A 15,569-nucleotide genomic window follows, 5' to 3' on the forward strand; every position below is an offset into this window, starting at 1 on the left:
GCCGCCGGCCCGTCCGTGGACGACGCTTATAGGAGCAAGCGGAGGCACTGGCCAGGGGGCAGCCGCCAGGCGCCGCCTGCCGGGAGCGCTGAGGACACACCCCGATCCGGGGCGCCTACTTGCCTTCGAACAGCAAGGCCAGGCGCGTCATCAGCGGCTCGTCGGTCATGTCGAGGCGCAGCGGCGTCACCGAGATGCGGCCTTCATCCAGGGCACGCAGGTCCGAGCCCGGCGCGGTGTCGAAAATGCGGCGCTCGAACGCGATCCAGTAATAGGGGTGGTTGCGCCCGTCGCGCCGCGCCTCGATGCGCATGAGCCGCTGGTCGCGCTTGCCCTGGGCGGTGGCGACGATGCCGGTGATCTCCTCCGGCGGCCGGTCCGGAAAATTCACGTTCATGACGATGCCGGGCGGAATTCCCTCCTCCAGCAAGGCGCGGATGATCTTGGGGGCGTGGGTTTCGGCGGTGATGTAGCTGGGGTTTTCCCGGCTCTTGATGCCGAACGCCTGGGACAGGGCGATGGAGGGAATGCCCAGGATGGTGCCCTCGATAGCCCCCGCCACGGTGCCCGAATAGCTCACGTCCTCAGCGATGTTCTGGCCGCGGTTGACGCCGGACAGCACCAGATCCGGCGGCTTGTCCGCCAGGATGTGGCGCACCGCCATGATGACGCAATCGGTGGGCGTGCCCTTCACCGCGAAGCGGCGCTCTTCCACCTGGCGTAGGCGCAGCGGGTCCGACAGCGAGAGGGAATGGGCGACGCCGGACTGGTCGAACTCGGGCGCCACCACCCAGACGTCGTCGGAGAAGGCGGCGGCGATGCGGGCGCAAGCCTCCAGGCCGGGGGCATGGATGCCGTCGTCATTGGTCACCAGGATACGCATGGCCTCTTCCCCTTTCGACCCGAAGTCACGATCTGCCGCCCGCCCCATGGCGCACCCGTCCTCCCCCACGGGGGAGGACGGGGCAGGTCGCGCTACTTCAGCTTTTCGATCAGCTTGAGCCCGCCCATGTAGGGGGCGAGCGCCTCCGGCACGGCCACCGCGCCGTTCTCCTGCTGGTATGTCTCCAGCACCGCCACCAGGGCGCGGCCGACCGCCACGCCCGAGCCGTTCAGAGTGTGCACGAAGCGCGGCGCCGCCTTGCCATCCTTGCCGTCGGCCGGGCGATAACGGGCGTTCATACGACGCGCCTGGAAATCGCCGCACACGGAGCACGACGAAATCTCGCGGAACGCCGCCTGCCCGGGAAGCCACACTTCGATGTCATAGGTCTTCTGCGAGGCGAAGCCCATGTCACCGGTGCACAGGGTCACCACGCGATAATGCAGGTCCAGCTTTTTCAGCACCGCCTCGGCGCAGGCGAGCATGCGCTCGTGCTCCTCGCCCGACTTTTCCGGCGCGGTGACGGACACCAGCTCAACCTTGTTGAACTGGTGCTGGCGGATCATGCCGCGGGTGTCGCGCCCCGCCGCCCCGGCCTCAGCGCGGAAACAGGGGGTCAGCGCGGTGAGGCGCAGCGGCAGTTCCTCTTCAGCCACAATGCTTTCGCGCACCAGATTGGTCAGCGGCACCTCGGCGGTGGGCACCAGCCACAGCCGGTTGGCGAGCTGCGCCTTGCGGATGTGGGCGGCCAGATTCACCCGATCGAGCGCACTCGCCACGTCGAGCCCCTCGGCCAGCAGCGCCGCGATCTGGGCGGCGGCCTGGTCCTGCGCGCCGGCCACCGCCGCCGCCAGGTCCTCGGCGCGGAAAGTGCCGAACTGGTCATCCTCGAACTTCGGCAGCTGCGCCGTGCCATACATGGCCTCGTCGCGCACCAGGATCGGCGGATTGACCTCGGTGTAGCCGTGCTCGCCGGTGTGGGTGTCGAGGAAGAACTGGCCCAGCGCCCGTTCCAGGCGCGCCAGCGGCCCCTTGTTCACCACGAACCGCGCGCCGGAGAGCTTGGCGGCAGCCTCGAAATCCATCTGGCCGAGGGCCTCGCCCACCTCGAAATGCTGGCGCGGCGTGAAGGCGTAGGCGCGCGGCGCGCCGAAGCGGCTCTTCTCCACATTGTCATGCTCGTCCTGGCCGAGCGGGGCCTCGGACAGCGGTACGTTCGGGATAGCGGCCAGCTCGGCGTCAAGCGCCTGCTCCACCACCTTCACCTCGGCCTCCAGCGCCGGCACGTCCACCTTGAGGGCGGCGACCTCGGCCATCAGCGCCTGGGCGCGGACCTCATCCTTGCGCGCCTTGGCCTGGCCGATCTCCTTGGACGCGGCATTGCGCCGCGCCAGCAGGCCCTCGAGCCGGGTGACGGCGACGCGCCGCTGCTCGTCGAGGCCCAGCACCTTCTTGACCAGCAGGTCGCCGGCGAGGCGCGCCGCATCGGCGTTGCCACCGCGCCGGGCCAGGGCATCCACGAGGCCCTCCGGCTGTTCGCGAATCCATTTGATGTCGTGCATGTGCCGGCCTCTTCGCTTGCGGCCCGTTCTTCGCCGCAGGGGCCAGCCCCGACCACCCGCCTCCGGGTTGTCGTTCCGCCGTCCCGTCGAAATTGGACTGGGGAACCCCGCCGCGCTCAGCCGGCGGCGGAGTCGGCCGCGTCCCGCGCCGCATCGTCCGCCGCCCGCCGCTTCTCGACGATGCCCACCAGATAGACGGACACCTCGTAGAGAACGAGCGTCGGCAGGGCAAGGGAGAGCTGGCTGATGACGTCCGGCGGGGTGAGCACGGCGGCGGCCACGAACACACCGACGATGGCGTAGCGGCGCGCCTTGCGCAGCATGTCCTGCGTGACCACGCCGATGCGCGCCAGCAGGGTGAGGATCACCGGCAGCTGGAAGCAGATGCCAAATGCCAGGATCAGCGTGGTGATGAGGGACAGGTATTCCGACACGCGCGGCAGCAGCGAGATTTCCGCCCGGCCATCGCCACCGGCCTGCTGCATGTTCAAAAAGTAGGTCATCGCCAGCGGCATGGCGATGAAATAGACGAACGCCGCGCCGATGAGGAAACAGATGGGGGTGGCGATAAGATACGGCCGGAACGCGTTCTTTTCGTGCTTGTAGAGCCCAGGCGCCACGAACATGTAGACCTGCGCCGCCACCACCGGGAACGAGATGAAGGCCGCCCCGAACATGCCCAGCTTGATCTGGGTGAACAAGAACTCCTGTGGCGCAGTATAGATGAGCTTCAGCCCCGGCGCGAATCCGGAGGCGAACTCATAGGGCCACAACAGGATGTTGTAGATCTGCTTGGCGAACGTGAAGCAGATGAAGAACGCAACCAGGAAGGCCAGGAGCGACTTGATGAGGCGCGCGCGCAGCTCGATCAGGTGCTCGATCAACGGGGCCTTCGATGCGTCGATGTCGTCCTCGTCGCTCATTGCGCACTCGTGCTGGGCGATTGGGCCAAAGGCGCGCCAACCGGCGCATTTGCCGAAAGTTCATTTGCAGCGGCGGCATTTGCGGGCGAAGCAGCCGCAGGCGGCGCGGCCGCCGGAAACACCGGCGGCGGCAGCGGCGCTTCCGCTGGCGGCGGCACCAGGGATTGCACGGGACTCTCGGACCCGGCAGCCGGAGCGGGCTCCACCTTGGGCTTGCCGGCGCTCTCCACCGTCGCCCGAATCTCGTCGCGGATGGATTTGAGGGGGTCAAACACCTCCCCGGCGCCGACGCCCGCGAACGACGAGCGGGCGGTGTCGGTTACGTCCGAGATTTCCTTGCGCATGTCGGCGATATCCGCCTCGCGCAAGGCCTCCTGGAACTGCCCCTGGAATTCGCCGGCCATGCGGCGCAACTTCGTCACCGTGCGGCCGACGGTGCGCAGCACCGAAGGCAGCTCCTTCGGGCCGATGACGATCAGCGCGACAATGCCGATCAGCATCAGCTCGGACCAGCCGATCTCGAACATGGGCGCCTCACGCCGGCGGCCGCAGCCGCCCTCCTCATCGCGGATGGACGGGAAGAACGCCGTCAGACGGCCTTCTTCTCACCCTCGGTGGCGCTGGTGGCCTGGTTGGGCAGGGGACGCGGCGCCTCCGGCGTGGCGGGCTTCGCCGGCTCGTCGTCGTCGGCCATGCCCTTCTTGAAGGACTTGATGCCCTTCGCCACGTCGCCCATCAGGTCGGAGATCTTGCCCCGGCCGAACAACAGGAGCACCACGGCCAGCACCACGATCCAGTGCCAGATGCTCAACGAACCCATTCCGGTCATCCTCCGAAAGATCAGAGGCCCCGGCGGCAGGCGCCTCGGGGCATTCGGACGCCGACACTAGGCCCCACCCGCGGCGAAAACAAGGACGCCGGCGGCATCCACAGGGCGGGCCGTGCCCGGCCGCGGCCATGCGGAGAACCCACCGATTTACCGCCTGGGCGGGCGCCCGCTCATCCCGGGCCTTCGTCCTCGGGCGGCGGCGCCAGGGTGAAATCGAGCGGCGCCGGCTCCAGGGGCTCCTCGTCGTCGCGCAAGGCCGGATCGTCGGAGGGCAGCGGCATGGCGAAGCCGGCGGGAATGCGCCCGTCCAGCAGCCCGGCGCCCTTCAATTCGTCCATGCCCGGCAGGTCGGACACAGCATCGAGACCGAATTGAATGAGGAACGCCGCCGTGGTGCCGTAAGTCACCGGGCGCCCTGGCGCCTTGCGGCGCCCGCGCAGGCGGATCCACCCCGTCTCGAGCAGCACGTCCAGCGTGCCCTTGGAGGTGGAAACGCCGCGAATCTCCTCGATTTCGGCCCGGGTGACCGGCTGGTGGTAGGCAATGATGGCCAGCACCTCCACCGCCGCCCGCGACAGCTTGCGTTGCTCCGGCACCAGGTCCGCCAGCTCGCCGGCGAGGTCCGGCGCCGTGCGCAGCATCCAGCCGCCGCCGATCCGCGCCACATTGACGCCGCGCCGGGCATAGTCGGCAGCCAGCGCCTCCATCAGCGCCTCCAGGTCGGCGCCCTTGGACAGGCGCGGGCGAAGCGCCCGCGCATCCAGCGGGCTCGACGCGGTGAACAACAGCGCCTCGATCACCCGCAGGTCACGCGCGAAAGCGGCGGCGCGCGCGTCGTCGGGACGAACGTCGAACAGGTCGATGCGCGGCGCCGGCTTCTTCATGGCTCCTCTCCCGACCCGGACCGCCCGCCACCGGCCGGGTCCGCCTTCGAGCGCAGCCACAGCGGCGCGAACGGCGCCTCCTGGCGAATCTCGATCAGTCCCTCGCGCACCATCTCCAGGGTGGCGGAAAAGCTGGAGGCGAGCGCCGTTGCGCGCTGGTCGGGCCGGGCGAGATACTCTAGCAGGAACTGGTCCAGCCGCATCCAGTCGGCCAGCATCTGCCGCCCCAGCAGCCGCTCCAGCCGCTCGCGCGCGTCGGCCAGGGACCAGACCGCCCGAAGCTTCAGCGTCACCGTGGACAGCAGCTGGGTCTGGCGCTGGCGGGCGTAGGCGGACAGGAGGTCGTAGAGCGCGGCCGTGTACACCACCGGACGCGGCGGCAGGCTGGCCGGGTCCGGCCGGGCGCGGGCAAACACGTCCCGCTCCATCTGCGGCCGGGCCATGAGCTGCTCCGCGGCCTTGCGGATGCGTTCCAGGTGCCGAAGACGCCGGGCAAAGGCGGCGGCCAGCTCCTCGGCGCTCGGCCCCTCCTCCTGGGGCGGCGCCGGCAACAGCAGGCGGGACTTGAGATAGGCGAGCCAGGCCGCCATCACCAGATAATCCGCCGCCAGCTCCAGCCGCCCGCGCCGCGCCGCCTCGATGAAAGCAAGATACTGGTTGGCGAGGGCGAGGATCGACATGCGGCTCAAGTCGATCTTCTGGGTGCGGGCCAGGGCCAGCAGCAGGTCCAGCGGCCCCTCGAAGCCGTCGAGGTCCACCACGAAGGCCTCGTCCCCCCCGGTGTCGGGCGTATCGCCAAATGCGGGGAAGTCGCCGCCGCCCCCCGCCATGGTCAGGCGCGCGCGCCCAGCCGGCGCGCCACCTCCGCCCGCAGCGCCGCGCTGTCCACCGGCGGTCCCGGCTGGCGCAGGGCCAGCGCCCGCGCGGCGCGAACCGCCGCCGCCCCCGCCAGCGGCGGGGCTACGGCGGCCACCTCCACCATCTCCTCCAGGCGGCCGTTGCAGTGGAGCAGCAGATCGCAGCCGGCGGCGATCGCCGCCTCGCCCCGCTCCGCCAGGGCTCCCGCCAGGGCGCCCATGGACAGGTCGTCGCTCATCAGTGCGCCGTCGAAGCCGATGGCGCCGCGCACGATCTCGTCCAGCACCACCGGCGAGGTGGTGGCGGGCCGCGCGGGGTCGATATCGGCATAGACCACATGGGCGGTCATGCCGAGGGGCAGGTCGTTGAGGGCGCGGAAGGCGGCAAAATCGCTTCCCTCCAATTCCGCGCGCGGCGCGTGCACCACCGGCAGGCGCTCGTGGCTGTCCGCCGGGGCGCGGCCATGGCCGGGAATGTGCTTCAGCACCGGCAGCACGCCACCTTGAAGCAGGCCCTCCGCGGCGGCGCGCGCCAGGGCCGCCACCGCCGCCGGCTCGGTGCCATAGGCCCGGTTGCCGATGATGCCGTGGCCGTCCGGGTGGCGCAGGTCCGCCACCGGCAGGCAATCCACGTCGATGCCGAGGTCGAGGAGGTCGGCGGCGATGGCGCGCGAGTTGAGGCGCACCGCCTCCAGCGCCGCCGCCGGGTCGGCGAGATAGAGGGTGCCGAAGGCTTCGGCCGGCGGGTCCTGCGGCCAATGGGGCGGGCGCAGGCGCTGCACCCGGCCGCCTTCCTGGTCGATCAGCACCGGCGCGGCCCAGCCCACGGCGTCGCGCAGGTCCGCCACCAGCGCCCGCACCTGGGCGGGGTGGTCCACGTTGCGGGCGAACAGGATGAAGCCCCAGGGCGCGGAGGCCGCGAAGAAGCGGCGTTCCTCCGCGGAAAGAGCAAGGCCGGCACAGCCGGCGATGAAAGCCCGTGATGACATGATGTGCCCCTATGAGCGTCCGCGCGTGGCGTCAAGGTGGCGCGACGCCCACATGAAAACGGCCGGGACAAGCCCGGCCGTGAAGAATTCCGCCGTGGACCGGCTCAGAGGCCGGCCACGTATCGCGACGGATCGACGGCGGTCGATCCCTTGCGGATCTCGAAATGGAGCTGCGGGCTCTGCACGCTGCCGCTCTGGCCGGCCTTGGCGATGATCTGGCCGCGGCGCACGGTGTCGCCGCGCTTCACGTCCAGTGCACTGGCATGGGCATAGGCGGTCACGTAGCCGTCGGCATGCTTGATGAGCACCAGGTTGCCGTAGCCCTTCAGCTCGTTGCCCGCATAGGCCACCACGCCGTCCTCGGCGGCGCGCACGGCGGTGCCCTCCGGCACCGCGAAATTGACGCCGTCATTGCGCGCGCCACCCGGCTTGGGCCCGAACGAGGACACCACCCGGCCGCGCACCGGGGCGCGGAACTGCGGGCCGCTGCCGGCGGCGCGCGGGGCATCCTCCACCTCGGCCACCGCGCTCACCTTGGCGGCGGTCTCCACCTTGGGCTCCACCGCCGGGGCCGGAGCCCGGGCCACCGCGGCCGTGGGCGCCGAAAGGGTGGAACTCATGGGCGGCGCCGCCGCCAGCGTCGCCGCCGGCTTGGCGGGCGCGGGCTTGGCCGCCGCCGTCATGGGCGCGGGCGCGGGAACCGAACTCGGTGCGGGCAGCGGCTTGGCGGCCGCCACGGCGGCCGGTGCCGGGGCAGGCACGGTGCCAAGGGTGCGGGGCGCCGCCGCAAGTCCGGGCGCGGGCGCCTGCATCTGCGCCACCGCCGGGGCCGCAACCGGTGCGCCACCGGTGGGGACCACGAGCGTCTGGCCGGTGCGCACGGTCTTGCCCGGGGAAATATTATTGGCCGCGCCGAGCACCTCGGGCTTCACATTATAGATGCGCGCCACCGAGGTCAGCGTCTCTCCGGCCTGCACCACATGAGTGCCGCCGGCCACCCGTGGGGCCACCGGCGCGGAGGGCGGCGTATAGCCGGGCGCCACGTAGTTGGGCGCGCTGACGGCATAGTTGGGCGCGCCATAGAGGGGCTGGCCAGCAGCGGCCGATGCATAGGAGCTGGGCCCGCCGGTGGGCGGCGGCGGCAGGGCGGCGCCATCCACCCGCGCGGAGGGCGCGGCGCCGAGCGATCCGGTGACATCCGGCGCCGGCTGCGGCTGGGTGCCGCCGAAATTGAAGTCGGGGAAACCGGTGAAACGCGCCGTATCGGAACTGCAACCGGCAACGGTTCCGGACATGAGCCCGATCACGGCCAGTCGCGCGATGACGCGGCGCCCCTTGGTCTCGCTGGAATAACGCATGTGACCGTACTCGCACGCAACAGAACTGCCGCCCATTAGAGGTCGCAGGCGTAAACGTGCCCTTAAGCGAACCTCCGGCTGGAGCGTCCCTGAACACTTTCCTGCCGCCGTTGCAGATTCGACACAGTGCGTGTCCCGGCCGCCCGCGCGATGGCGCCACGCGGCCATGGGCGGCGCGCCGGCACCCGGTCACGGGGAGCGGCGAAGCCTCGGCCCGCACCGGGGGCCTTGACCGGAAGCGCAAATCAGGGTCCCAAATTCGCACCCGTTCCCGGCCCCGTCGCGACGCCCCGGCGCCGCGCTTTCCCCAGGACAAGCACCGCAGATGGCGTTGAAGCCGATCGTCGAGGATGTCATCGCCGCGCTGCGCTTCTATTCGCGCCTGCCGCTGCCCGAGCGGGGCGCCGACCCGCACGCCGCCCCCGACCTCGACCGGCTGGCCTATGCCGTCCCGCTGGCAGGGCTGCTGCTGGGAGCTCTGGGGGGGCTGGCGCTGCTGGCGGCGAGCGCCGCGCACCTGTCGCCGTTCCTGGCGGCAGCGCTCGCGGTGACAGTGCTGGTGCTCATCACCGGCGCGCTCCAGGAAGACGGCCTCGCGGACACTGCCGATGGCTTCGGCGGCGGACGGGACACGACCCATCGCCTCGCCATCATGCGAGACAGCCGCGTCGGCTCGTTCGGCGCCACCGCACTGGTGCTGGCGCTGATCCTGCGCGTCGGCGCGATCGAGGCGCTGATCCAGGCGAGCGGACCGCTGCGGGCAGCGCTGGCGCTGGCCGCGGCGGCCGCCGCCGCACGGGCGACCGGCATCCTCATGCTACGTGCCCTGCCCTCCGCCCGTTCGGACGGCGCCTCCGCCGCCATCGGCCAGCCGGCACCGGCCGCGGCGCTGGCCTGCGGCCTCACCGCAGCGCTGGTGGTGGCCGTGATCCTGGTGCCGAGCTTCGGCGTCGGCGCCACCTTCGCCGGCCTGCTGGCCCCGCTCGCCGCGCTGGCGGCGATGGCGGTGATGGCGGCGCGCCTGATCGGCGGGCAGACCGGGGATGTCGCCGGCGCCACCCAGCAGCTCGGCGAGATTGTGTTCCTGCTCGCCGTGCTTATCTTCTCCAGAGGCTGAAACCGTTTCGGAGATCCGACCCCAGGTGTCCTCCGCCCCCGCCCCTCAGTCCCCCGCCTCGCCGTGCGTGAAGCGCTGCGCGATCAGCCCGACGCATGGATTGTGCACCGGCTGCGGGCGCACGCTGGACGAGATCGCCGCATGGTCCGCGCTGTCCCCGCGCGCGCGGGCCGAGATCATGGCCGGCCTGCCGCAGCGCCGCGCGCGGGCCGGCCTCCCTTCCTGAGCGCTCAGGTGCTGAATGGCCAATCGCAGTGACCGCCTGCTGTGGGTTCTCCTGACCGGGCTTCTGATCGGCCTCGTGGTGCTGGTGGCGCACCATGAACAGGGCGAGGTCGCGGGGCTGAGCCTCGACCAGTTCGGCGCCCTGGTGGCGATGGGGTCCATCGGCATCTGGATCGGCTCGGGGCTGCTGGCGCGCGTTCACGGCCGTTTTCTCGACAGCGTGCTGGCGGTGCTGTTCTGGCTGCTGGTGGCGGTGCTGCTGGCCGGCGTCTACACCTATCGGGCGCCGCTGCAGCAGTTCGGCCAGCGGCTGATGGCCCAGCTCGTGCCCGGCCGCGCCCTCACCATGGCCAGCGGCGGCGCGGTGACGGTGGAGATCGAGCGCGGCGGCAACGGCGAGTTCTCGGCCTGGGCGGCGGTCAACGGCGCGGGGCTCAACATGCTGGTGGACACCGGCGCCTCGTCGGTGGTGCTGACCCAGGAGGCCGCCCGAGCCGCCGGCCTGCCGCTGGACTTCCTGCGCTACGACGTGCCGGTGGAAACCGCCAACGGCCGGGTGAAGGCGGCCTCCGTGCTCATCGACAACATCATCATCGGCGGCATCGTCGAACGGCGGGTGCCGGCCCTGGTGTCGCCGCCCGGGGCGCTGCGCAATTCGCTGCTGGGCATGAGCTTCCTGTCGAGGCTGGAAGCCTTCGAGTTCCGCGGTAACACGCTCATCATGCGCGGCGCGCCGGCGCCCTGAGGCCGGGCGCGGCGCCCTCAGATCATCTCCAGCGCCACCTTGCCGGCCGGCGGCGGGAAATCACTGTCGATGGCGGCAAGGTCGTCGGCATCCAGCACGATGGCGCCAGCCTGGGCATTGGCCTCCACATGGGCGATGCGCGTGGCCTTGGGAATCGCGATCACGTCCGGCCGGCGCAGCACCCAGGCCAGCGCCACCTGGAACGGGTCCACCCCATGCTTGTCGGCCACGCGGCCCAATGCCCCGCCCCGCGGCAGGCGGCCCTGCTCGATGGGACTGTAGGCCATCAGGGGGATGCCCGCCTCCGCGTGGTAGGCGAACAGGTCGAACTCCGGGCCGCGCCGGCTCACATTATAAAGGATCTGGTTGACCGCGCAGCCGCCGCCGCCGGCCGCCGCGAGGTCCCGCATGTCGGCGACGTCGAAATTGCTCACGCCCCAATGGCGGATCTTGCCGGCCGCCTGCAGGGCCTCGAACCCGGCAATGGTCTCCGCGAGCGGATGCTCGCCGCGCCAGTGCAGAAGGTAAAGGTCCAGCCGATCGGTGCCGAGGCGCCGGAGGCTGCGCTCACAGGCCGCCACCACGCCAGTGCGGCTGGCATTGTGAGGATAGACCTTGCTCACCAGGAACACCGTGTCGCGACGGCCGGCGATGGCCTCGCCCACCATGTCCTCGGCGCCGCCCTCGCCATACATCTCGGCGGTGTCGATGAGGTCGATGCCGAGGTCGAGCCCGGCGCGCAGGGCCGCCACCTCGGCCGCCCGGGAGCCGGCCTGCTCGCCCATGTACCAGGTGCCCTGCCCCAGGGCGGAGACGGCCTCGCCGCCGGGAAGCTGAACGGTTTTGCGCATCGGATGGCCTTTCCGGCGCGTGTCGCGGCGCCGGTCTCCCTGGGTGGACGAGCTTCAGGTTCCGGACATAACCCATGCGGGCGATTCACCGAAGCGCGAACCGACGCGCTTTCGCCGGCAGGCGAAGACGGTAACAAAAAACCGCTTCACCCTCACGCTCTCAGATCGCGGATCGGGCGATCATATGCGCAAATGTGAAGAGATCGCCCTTGCGCTCGCGTCGCATCGAAAGTAATTGAGAACACATCACTTTACGTTAAGCAGCAGATCACTAGATTAGATTTATTCTAAAGAACGATCCTCGAAGATATTTTTGCGCAGACTGTACTCAGGGTGGACTCCATGAAGAGATACTTCCTAAAGGGAATCGCGACGCTGGCCCTCGCACTGATGCCGGCCGTGGCCGGCGCCGGCGAGATCACGCTCTATTCGGGCCGTGGCGAGACGCTGGTGGGAGGACTCATCAAGCAGTTCGAGGCCGAGAGCGGGGTCAAGGTCAATACCCGCTTCGGCGGCACCTCGGAGCTTGCCACCCTGCTGAAGGAGGAAGGCGCGCGCTCTCCGGCCGATGTGTTCTGGGGCCAGGAGGCCGGCTCGCTCATCACCCTGGCGCCGCAGTTCGCGCCGTTGCCGGCGGCCGTCAACGCCGAGGTGGCGCCGCCGTTCCGCTCCGGCACCGACGCCTGGGCCCCTACCTCCGCCCGCACCCGCACCCTGGTCTATTCCAAGGACCGCGTGAAGCCGGCCGAGCTGCCCGCCTCGGTGAAGGACCTGACCGACCCGAAGTACAAGGGCCGGGTCGCCTGGGCGCCCACCAACGGCTCGTTCCAGGCCTTCATCACCGCGTTCCGGGCCATCGAGGGCGAGGCCGCGGCCAAGGCCTGGCTGGAGGCCATGAAGGCCAACGGCGCCAAGGCCTATCGCAACAACGGCACGCAGATCGAGGCCATCGCCAATGGCGAGGTGGATTTCGGCCTGGTCAACAACTACTACCTCGGCCGCTACACCGCCCGCGACGCCGCCTATCCGGTGGTGCAGACCCATTTCGTGGCCGGCGACCTCGGCAACCTGCCGCTGGTTTCCGGGGTGGGCGTGCTCGCCACCTCCGACAACACGGCCGACGCGGTGAAGTTCGTGGAATTCCTGCTGTCCAAGGGCGCGCAGCAGACCATCACCGAGAAGGGCTACGAATATGCCGTGATCCCCGGCATTGCCGTGCCCCCCACCCTGGAATCCTATGACACGCTGCTGAAGATCACGCCCAAGGTGGACTTGGCGGCGCTGGCCGATCTCGATGGCACCTTGAAGCTGCTGCGCGACGTCGGCCTGCTCTGATCCTGTGACCCTCATCCCATGACCCTGTCGGTTCCGGGGGCGGCCGAAGGCCGGCCCGCCCCCGTCCCATTCCCCCGGCGTCCGCGCGTGGCGCGCCCGCCCCTGGGGCTGCGGCTGCTGGCCGCGATGGTGGCGGCGGCGCTGCTGGTGCCGCTCGGATACCTGTTGCTGCGGGCCTTCGCCGCCGATCCCGCCACCCTGTCGGGCATCGTCTTCCGCTGGCGCAACCTGGAGCTCATGGGCAACACGGCGGCGCTGACGGGGCTGGTGCTGGCCTTCTCCACCCTCATCGCCCTGCCGCTCGCCTGGCTGACCACGCGTTCCGACCTGCCCCACAAGAAGCTGTTCACGGTGCTGGCGGTGCTGCCGCTGGCGGTGCCGGGCTATGTGATGGCCTATGCGCTTATTGGCCTCGCTGGGTATAGCGGCCTCGCCAATGCCCTGTTCGGCCTGCGCCTGCCCCGCCCGGAAGGGCTTTTGGGCGCGGCGACGGCGCTGACGCTCTATATCTTCCCCTATCTTTTCCTCAACCTGCGCGCGGCGTTGCTGAGCATGGACGCGGGCCTGGAGGAAACCGCCCGCAGCCTGGGATGCGCGCCGCTGGCCACCTTCCGCAGGGTGACATTGCCGCACCTGCTGCCGGCGCTGGCCTCCGGCTGGCTCATCACCGCGCTTTATGTCATCGGCGACTTCGGCGTGGTGGCGCTGATGCGGTTCGAGGTCTTCAGCTACGCCATCTTCACCCAATATTCCGCCGCCTTCGACCGCACCTCCGCGGCGTGGCTGTCGCTGATGCTGCTGGCGGTGACCCTGGTGCTGCTGCTGGGCGCCAGCCGGCTCTCGGCCCGGCGGCGCCTCGCCCGGGTGGGGACCGGGCTCGGCCGGCGCGCGGGGGATGTGCCGCTCGGCCGGCTGCGGCCGCTGGCCTATGCCTTCCTGGCGCTGGTGCATGGCGTCTCGCTCGGCCTGCCGCTGCTGACCCTGGGCTACTGGATGTCGTTCGTGGCGTTCGATGCCACCGCGGGCCAGCTCGCCAGCGTGTTCCTGCACACCCTGAGCGCCGCCGCCCCGGCGGCCGCGGTGGCCTGTGCGCTCGCCGTGCCGCTGGTGGTGCTGCTGGTGCGCTACCCCTCGCCCGGCACGGCGATGCTGGAGCGCTTCGTGTACCTGGGCTATGCGGTGCCGCCGCTGGCGTTCGGTCTGGCGCTGGTGTTCTTCGCCCTTGGCGCGGTGCCGTGGGTGTACCAGAGCCTGACCCTGCTGGTGGCCGCCTATGCGCTGCACTTCCTGGCGCTGGCCATCGGCCCGCTGCGCAGCGCCCTGATGCAGATGGGCGTGCGGCCCGAGCAGGCGGCGCGGGCGCTGGGCTATGGGCGGCTGGAGACCTTCGCGAAGGTGACGTTGCCGCGCCTGCGCAAGAGCGTGATCGCCGGGGCGCTGATGGTGTTCATCGTGGTGGTGAAGGAGCTGCCCATCACCTTCCTGCTGGCGCCGCCGGGCTTCACCACCCTGGCCACCCGCGTGTTCTCCTACACTTCCGAGGGCATGCTGTATGAGGCGGCGCCCTATGCCGCGCTGCTGGTGGCATTCTCCAGCCTGTTCGTGGGCCTCGTGGTCCGCTATGAGGGCGGGCGATGATCACCCCCCTGCTTTCCATCGAACGGCTCGGCAAGGCCTATGCCGCCGCAACCGCGCCGGCGGTGCTCGACGCCGCCTTCGAGGTCCGCCATGGCGAGATCTTCACCCTCATCGGGCCATCGGGCTGCGGCAAGTCCACCCTCTTGCGCATGATCGCCGGCTTCGAGACGCCCGACACCGGCGTCATCCGCCTGGAGGGGCGGGACATCACCACCACGGCGCCGGAGCACCGGCGCATCGGCATCGTGTTCCAGGATTACGCGCTGTTTCCCCACCTGTCGGTCATCGACAACGTGGCGTTCGCCCTGCGCGGCCGGCCCAAGGCGGAGCGGCGCGAACAGGCGCTGCAATTCCTCGCCAAGGTGCGGCTGGACGGGGTTGCCGACCGCTTTCCGGACCAGCTTTCCGGCGGACAGCAGCAGCGCGTGGCACTGGCGCGCTCGCTGGCCGGCATGCCGCGCCTGATCCTGCTGGACGAGCCGTTTTCCAACCTCGACGCCGCCCTGCGCGTCAGCACCCGCCGCGAGATTCGCGACATCCTGCGCGAGAACGGGGTGGGCGCGGTGTTCGTCACCCACGATCAGGAGGAGGCCTTGTCCTTCGCCGACCGGGTGGCGGTGATGCGGCACGGGCGCATCGAGCAGATCGGCGCGCCGGAAGAGGTTTACGCGCGCCCCGTCAACGCCTTCGTGGCCGGCTTCCTGGGACGCACCAATCTGGTGCCGGCCGAGGCGCGCGCGGCCACCGCGCTCACCGTGTTCGGCGAAGTGGCGCTGGCAACCCCGGCCGACGGGCCGGTGCTGCTCTCGCTGCGGCCGGAGCAGCTCGTTCTCGATGCCGTGGCAGGCGGTGCCGGCGAGGTAGTGGCGCGGGAGTTCAAGGGTCACGACGTCACCTTCTGGGTGCGTCACCACGGGCTCGAGCTGCAGGTGGACGCCGAGACGCTCTCGCCCTTCCGCCCCGGCGACCGGGTCCGGATCGCCGCCCGCGCCCCGGCCGTGGTGGTGGCGCACGCCCCTGCGCCAGCGCACGGCTAAACCGCGCGCCGCCGCGCAAACGCTGCCGCAAGCAAGAACGCTCCGCGCTTGAACACCACCGCCGGCCGTTGAACGCCGCCACCGGCGTCTGGCTACAGGCCGCCGTTCCCCTTCTTGCGCAACGCGGGTCCGCGGCCTCCGTGCGGTGGCCCGCAGGACGCGGCGGCGCGCGGGCCTTCAACGGGACAGGATCACGCAGCCGCAGCCCCTGCCGCAGGGCCCGCCCGGTGCAGAACACTCCAGCGCTGGCGACGCCCGGAGGCCGCGGCCCGGCGTCGGTGTGGGCGAAACGGGCGACGCCCCGCGCGGGGACCGCACGGGGCGTCGCTGGACACC

The 15,569-nt window shown here is 70.7% G+C and carries 16 protein-coding genes; 6 read left to right on the top strand and 10 right to left on the bottom strand.

What is annotated here, in order from left to right; genetic code table 11:
- Positions 1–115: 115 nt before the first annotated feature.
- The 9 genes from surE to V5F53_RS06680 all read right to left on the bottom strand — a co-directional run bounded on the left by surE (position 116) and on the right by V5F53_RS06680 (position 8,285).
- The gene (gene surE / locus V5F53_RS06640; RefSeq protein WP_393996745.1) at positions 116–883 is read right to left on the bottom strand and encodes a 5'/3'-nucleotidase SurE; all 768 of its coding nucleotides are present in this window, start codon (positions 881–883) and stop codon (positions 116–118) included.
- A 92-nt stretch (positions 884–975) separates the two neighbouring features.
- Positions 976–2,445, bottom strand: a complete 1,470-nt coding sequence (serS, locus tag V5F53_RS06645; protein ID WP_393996744.1) for a serine--tRNA ligase — start codon at positions 2,443–2,445, stop codon at positions 976–978.
- 116 nt (positions 2,446–2,561) lie between these two features.
- Positions 2,562–3,368: a twin-arginine translocase subunit TatC gene (gene tatC, locus V5F53_RS06650; protein WP_393996743.1), complete on the bottom strand. Its 807-nt coding sequence runs from the start codon at positions 3,366–3,368 to the stop codon at positions 2,562–2,564.
- Positions 3,365–3,895 carry a Sec-independent protein translocase protein TatB gene (gene tatB / locus V5F53_RS06655; protein ID WP_393996742.1) on the bottom strand — a complete coding sequence of 177 codons (531 nt, stop codon included), beginning with the start codon at positions 3,893–3,895 and terminating at the stop codon, positions 3,365–3,367. The genes tatC and tatB overlap by 4 nt, the downstream gene beginning before the upstream one ends.
- Positions 3,896–3,957: 62 nt before the next feature.
- Complete coding sequence (locus tag V5F53_RS06660; RefSeq protein ID WP_393996741.1) at positions 3,958–4,188, bottom strand: twin-arginine translocase TatA/TatE family subunit; 231 nt, start codon at positions 4,186–4,188, stop codon at positions 3,958–3,960.
- Positions 4,189–4,367: 179 nt separating this feature from the next.
- Entirely contained in the window at positions 4,368–5,081 is a 714-nt protein-coding gene (gene scpB, locus V5F53_RS06665) for an SMC-Scp complex subunit ScpB (protein WP_393996740.1), read from the bottom strand.
- Positions 5,078–5,911 carry a segregation and condensation protein A gene (locus V5F53_RS06670; RefSeq protein ID WP_393996739.1) on the bottom strand — a complete coding sequence of 278 codons (834 nt, stop codon included), beginning with the start codon at positions 5,909–5,911 and terminating at the stop codon, positions 5,078–5,080. The genes scpB and V5F53_RS06670 overlap by 4 nt, the downstream gene beginning before the upstream one ends.
- A gap of 2 nt (positions 5,912–5,913) precedes the next feature.
- A complete protein-coding gene (nagZ, locus tag V5F53_RS06675) occupies positions 5,914–6,927 on the bottom strand; it encodes a beta-N-acetylhexosaminidase (protein ID WP_393996738.1) in 1,014 nt (337 codons plus the stop codon).
- A gap of 104 nt (positions 6,928–7,031) precedes the next feature.
- The gene (locus V5F53_RS06680; protein WP_393996737.1) at positions 7,032–8,285 is read right to left on the bottom strand and encodes a peptidoglycan DD-metalloendopeptidase family protein; all 1,254 of its coding nucleotides are present in this window, start codon (positions 8,283–8,285) and stop codon (positions 7,032–7,034) included.
- A gap of 325 nt (positions 8,286–8,610) precedes the next feature.
- On the opposite strand from V5F53_RS06680, the gene cobS reads away from it, so the two are divergent.
- The 3 genes from cobS to V5F53_RS06695 are packed head-to-tail and all read left to right on the top strand — an operon-like array spanning position 8,611 to position 10,372.
- Positions 8,611–9,402 (top strand): adenosylcobinamide-GDP ribazoletransferase, encoded by a 792-nt coding sequence (cobS, locus tag V5F53_RS06685; RefSeq protein ID WP_393996736.1) that lies wholly within the window; start codon positions 8,611–8,613, stop codon positions 9,400–9,402.
- Positions 9,329–9,628, top strand: a complete 300-nt coding sequence (locus tag V5F53_RS06690) for a DUF1289 domain-containing protein (protein ID WP_393996735.1) — start codon at positions 9,329–9,331, stop codon at positions 9,626–9,628. The genes cobS and V5F53_RS06690 overlap by 74 nt, the downstream gene beginning before the upstream one ends.
- Positions 9,629–9,643: 15 nt before the next feature.
- Complete coding sequence (locus tag V5F53_RS06695) at positions 9,644–10,372, top strand: TIGR02281 family clan AA aspartic protease (protein ID WP_393996734.1); 729 nt, start codon at positions 9,644–9,646, stop codon at positions 10,370–10,372.
- A gap of 17 nt (positions 10,373–10,389) precedes the next feature.
- Here the strand turns inward: V5F53_RS06695 and V5F53_RS06700 are convergent, their stop codons facing one another.
- Positions 10,390–11,223: an aldo/keto reductase gene (locus V5F53_RS06700; protein ID WP_393996733.1), complete on the bottom strand. Its 834-nt coding sequence runs from the start codon at positions 11,221–11,223 to the stop codon at positions 10,390–10,392.
- A 342-nt stretch (positions 11,224–11,565) separates the two neighbouring features.
- Here V5F53_RS06700 and V5F53_RS06705 point away from each other — a divergent pair, with 342 nt between their 5' ends.
- The 3 genes from V5F53_RS06705 to V5F53_RS06715 all read left to right on the top strand — a co-directional run bounded on the left by V5F53_RS06705 (position 11,566) and on the right by V5F53_RS06715 (position 15,233).
- Entirely contained in the window at positions 11,566–12,558 is a 993-nt protein-coding gene (locus tag V5F53_RS06705) for an iron ABC transporter substrate-binding protein (protein WP_393996732.1), read from the top strand.
- A gap of 87 nt (positions 12,559–12,645) precedes the next feature.
- Entirely contained in the window at positions 12,646–14,196 is a 1,551-nt protein-coding gene (locus tag V5F53_RS06710; protein WP_393996731.1) for an ABC transporter permease, read from the top strand.
- A complete protein-coding gene (locus tag V5F53_RS06715) occupies positions 14,193–15,233 on the top strand; it encodes an ABC transporter ATP-binding protein (protein WP_393996730.1) in 1,041 nt (346 codons plus the stop codon). Before V5F53_RS06710 ends, V5F53_RS06715 begins: the two co-directional genes overlap by 4 nt.
- Positions 15,234–15,569 lie beyond the last annotated feature (336 nt).

The organism is Xanthobacter cornucopiae (assembly GCF_043195065.2).
In the GTDB taxonomy this organism is placed as follows: domain Bacteria; phylum Pseudomonadota; class Alphaproteobacteria; order Rhizobiales; family Xanthobacteraceae; genus Xanthobacter.

Coding starts and splice junctions, on each gene's coding strand:
- surE (WP_393996745.1), bottom strand. CDS start 883: ATGCGTATCCTGGTGACCAATGACGACGGCATCCATGCCCCCGGCCTG.
- serS (WP_393996744.1), bottom strand. CDS start 2,445: ATGCACGACATCAAATGGATTCGCGAACAGCCGGAGGGCCTCGTGGAT.
- tatC (WP_393996743.1), bottom strand. CDS start 3,368: ATGAGCGACGAGGACGACATCGACGCATCGAAGGCCCCGTTGATCGAG.
- tatB (WP_393996742.1), bottom strand. CDS start 3,895: ATGTTCGAGATCGGCTGGTCCGAGCTGATGCTGATCGGCATTGTCGCG.
- V5F53_RS06660 (WP_393996741.1), bottom strand. CDS start 4,188: ATGGGTTCGTTGAGCATCTGGCACTGGATCGTGGTGCTGGCCGTGGTG.
- scpB (WP_393996740.1), bottom strand. CDS start 5,081: ATGAAGAAGCCGGCGCCGCGCATCGACCTGTTCGACGTTCGTCCCGAC.
- V5F53_RS06670 (WP_393996739.1), bottom strand. CDS start 5,911: ATGGCGGGGGGCGGCGGCGACTTCCCCGCATTTGGCGATACGCCCGAC.
- nagZ (WP_393996738.1), bottom strand. CDS start 6,927: ATGTCATCACGGGCTTTCATCGCCGGCTGTGCCGGCCTTGCTCTTTCC.
- V5F53_RS06680 (WP_393996737.1), bottom strand. CDS start 8,285: ATGCGTTATTCCAGCGAGACCAAGGGGCGCCGCGTCATCGCGCGACTG.
- cobS (WP_393996736.1), top strand. CDS start 8,611: ATGGCGTTGAAGCCGATCGTCGAGGATGTCATCGCCGCGCTGCGCTTC.
- V5F53_RS06690 (WP_393996735.1), top strand. CDS start 9,329: ATGTCGCCGGCGCCACCCAGCAGCTCGGCGAGATTGTGTTCCTGCTCG.
- V5F53_RS06695 (WP_393996734.1), top strand. CDS start 9,644: ATGGCCAATCGCAGTGACCGCCTGCTGTGGGTTCTCCTGACCGGGCTT.
- V5F53_RS06700 (WP_393996733.1), bottom strand. CDS start 11,223: ATGCGCAAAACCGTTCAGCTTCCCGGCGGCGAGGCCGTCTCCGCCCTG.
- V5F53_RS06705 (WP_393996732.1), top strand. CDS start 11,566: ATGAAGAGATACTTCCTAAAGGGAATCGCGACGCTGGCCCTCGCACTG.
- V5F53_RS06715 (WP_393996730.1), top strand. CDS start 14,193: ATGATCACCCCCCTGCTTTCCATCGAACGGCTCGGCAAGGCCTATGCC.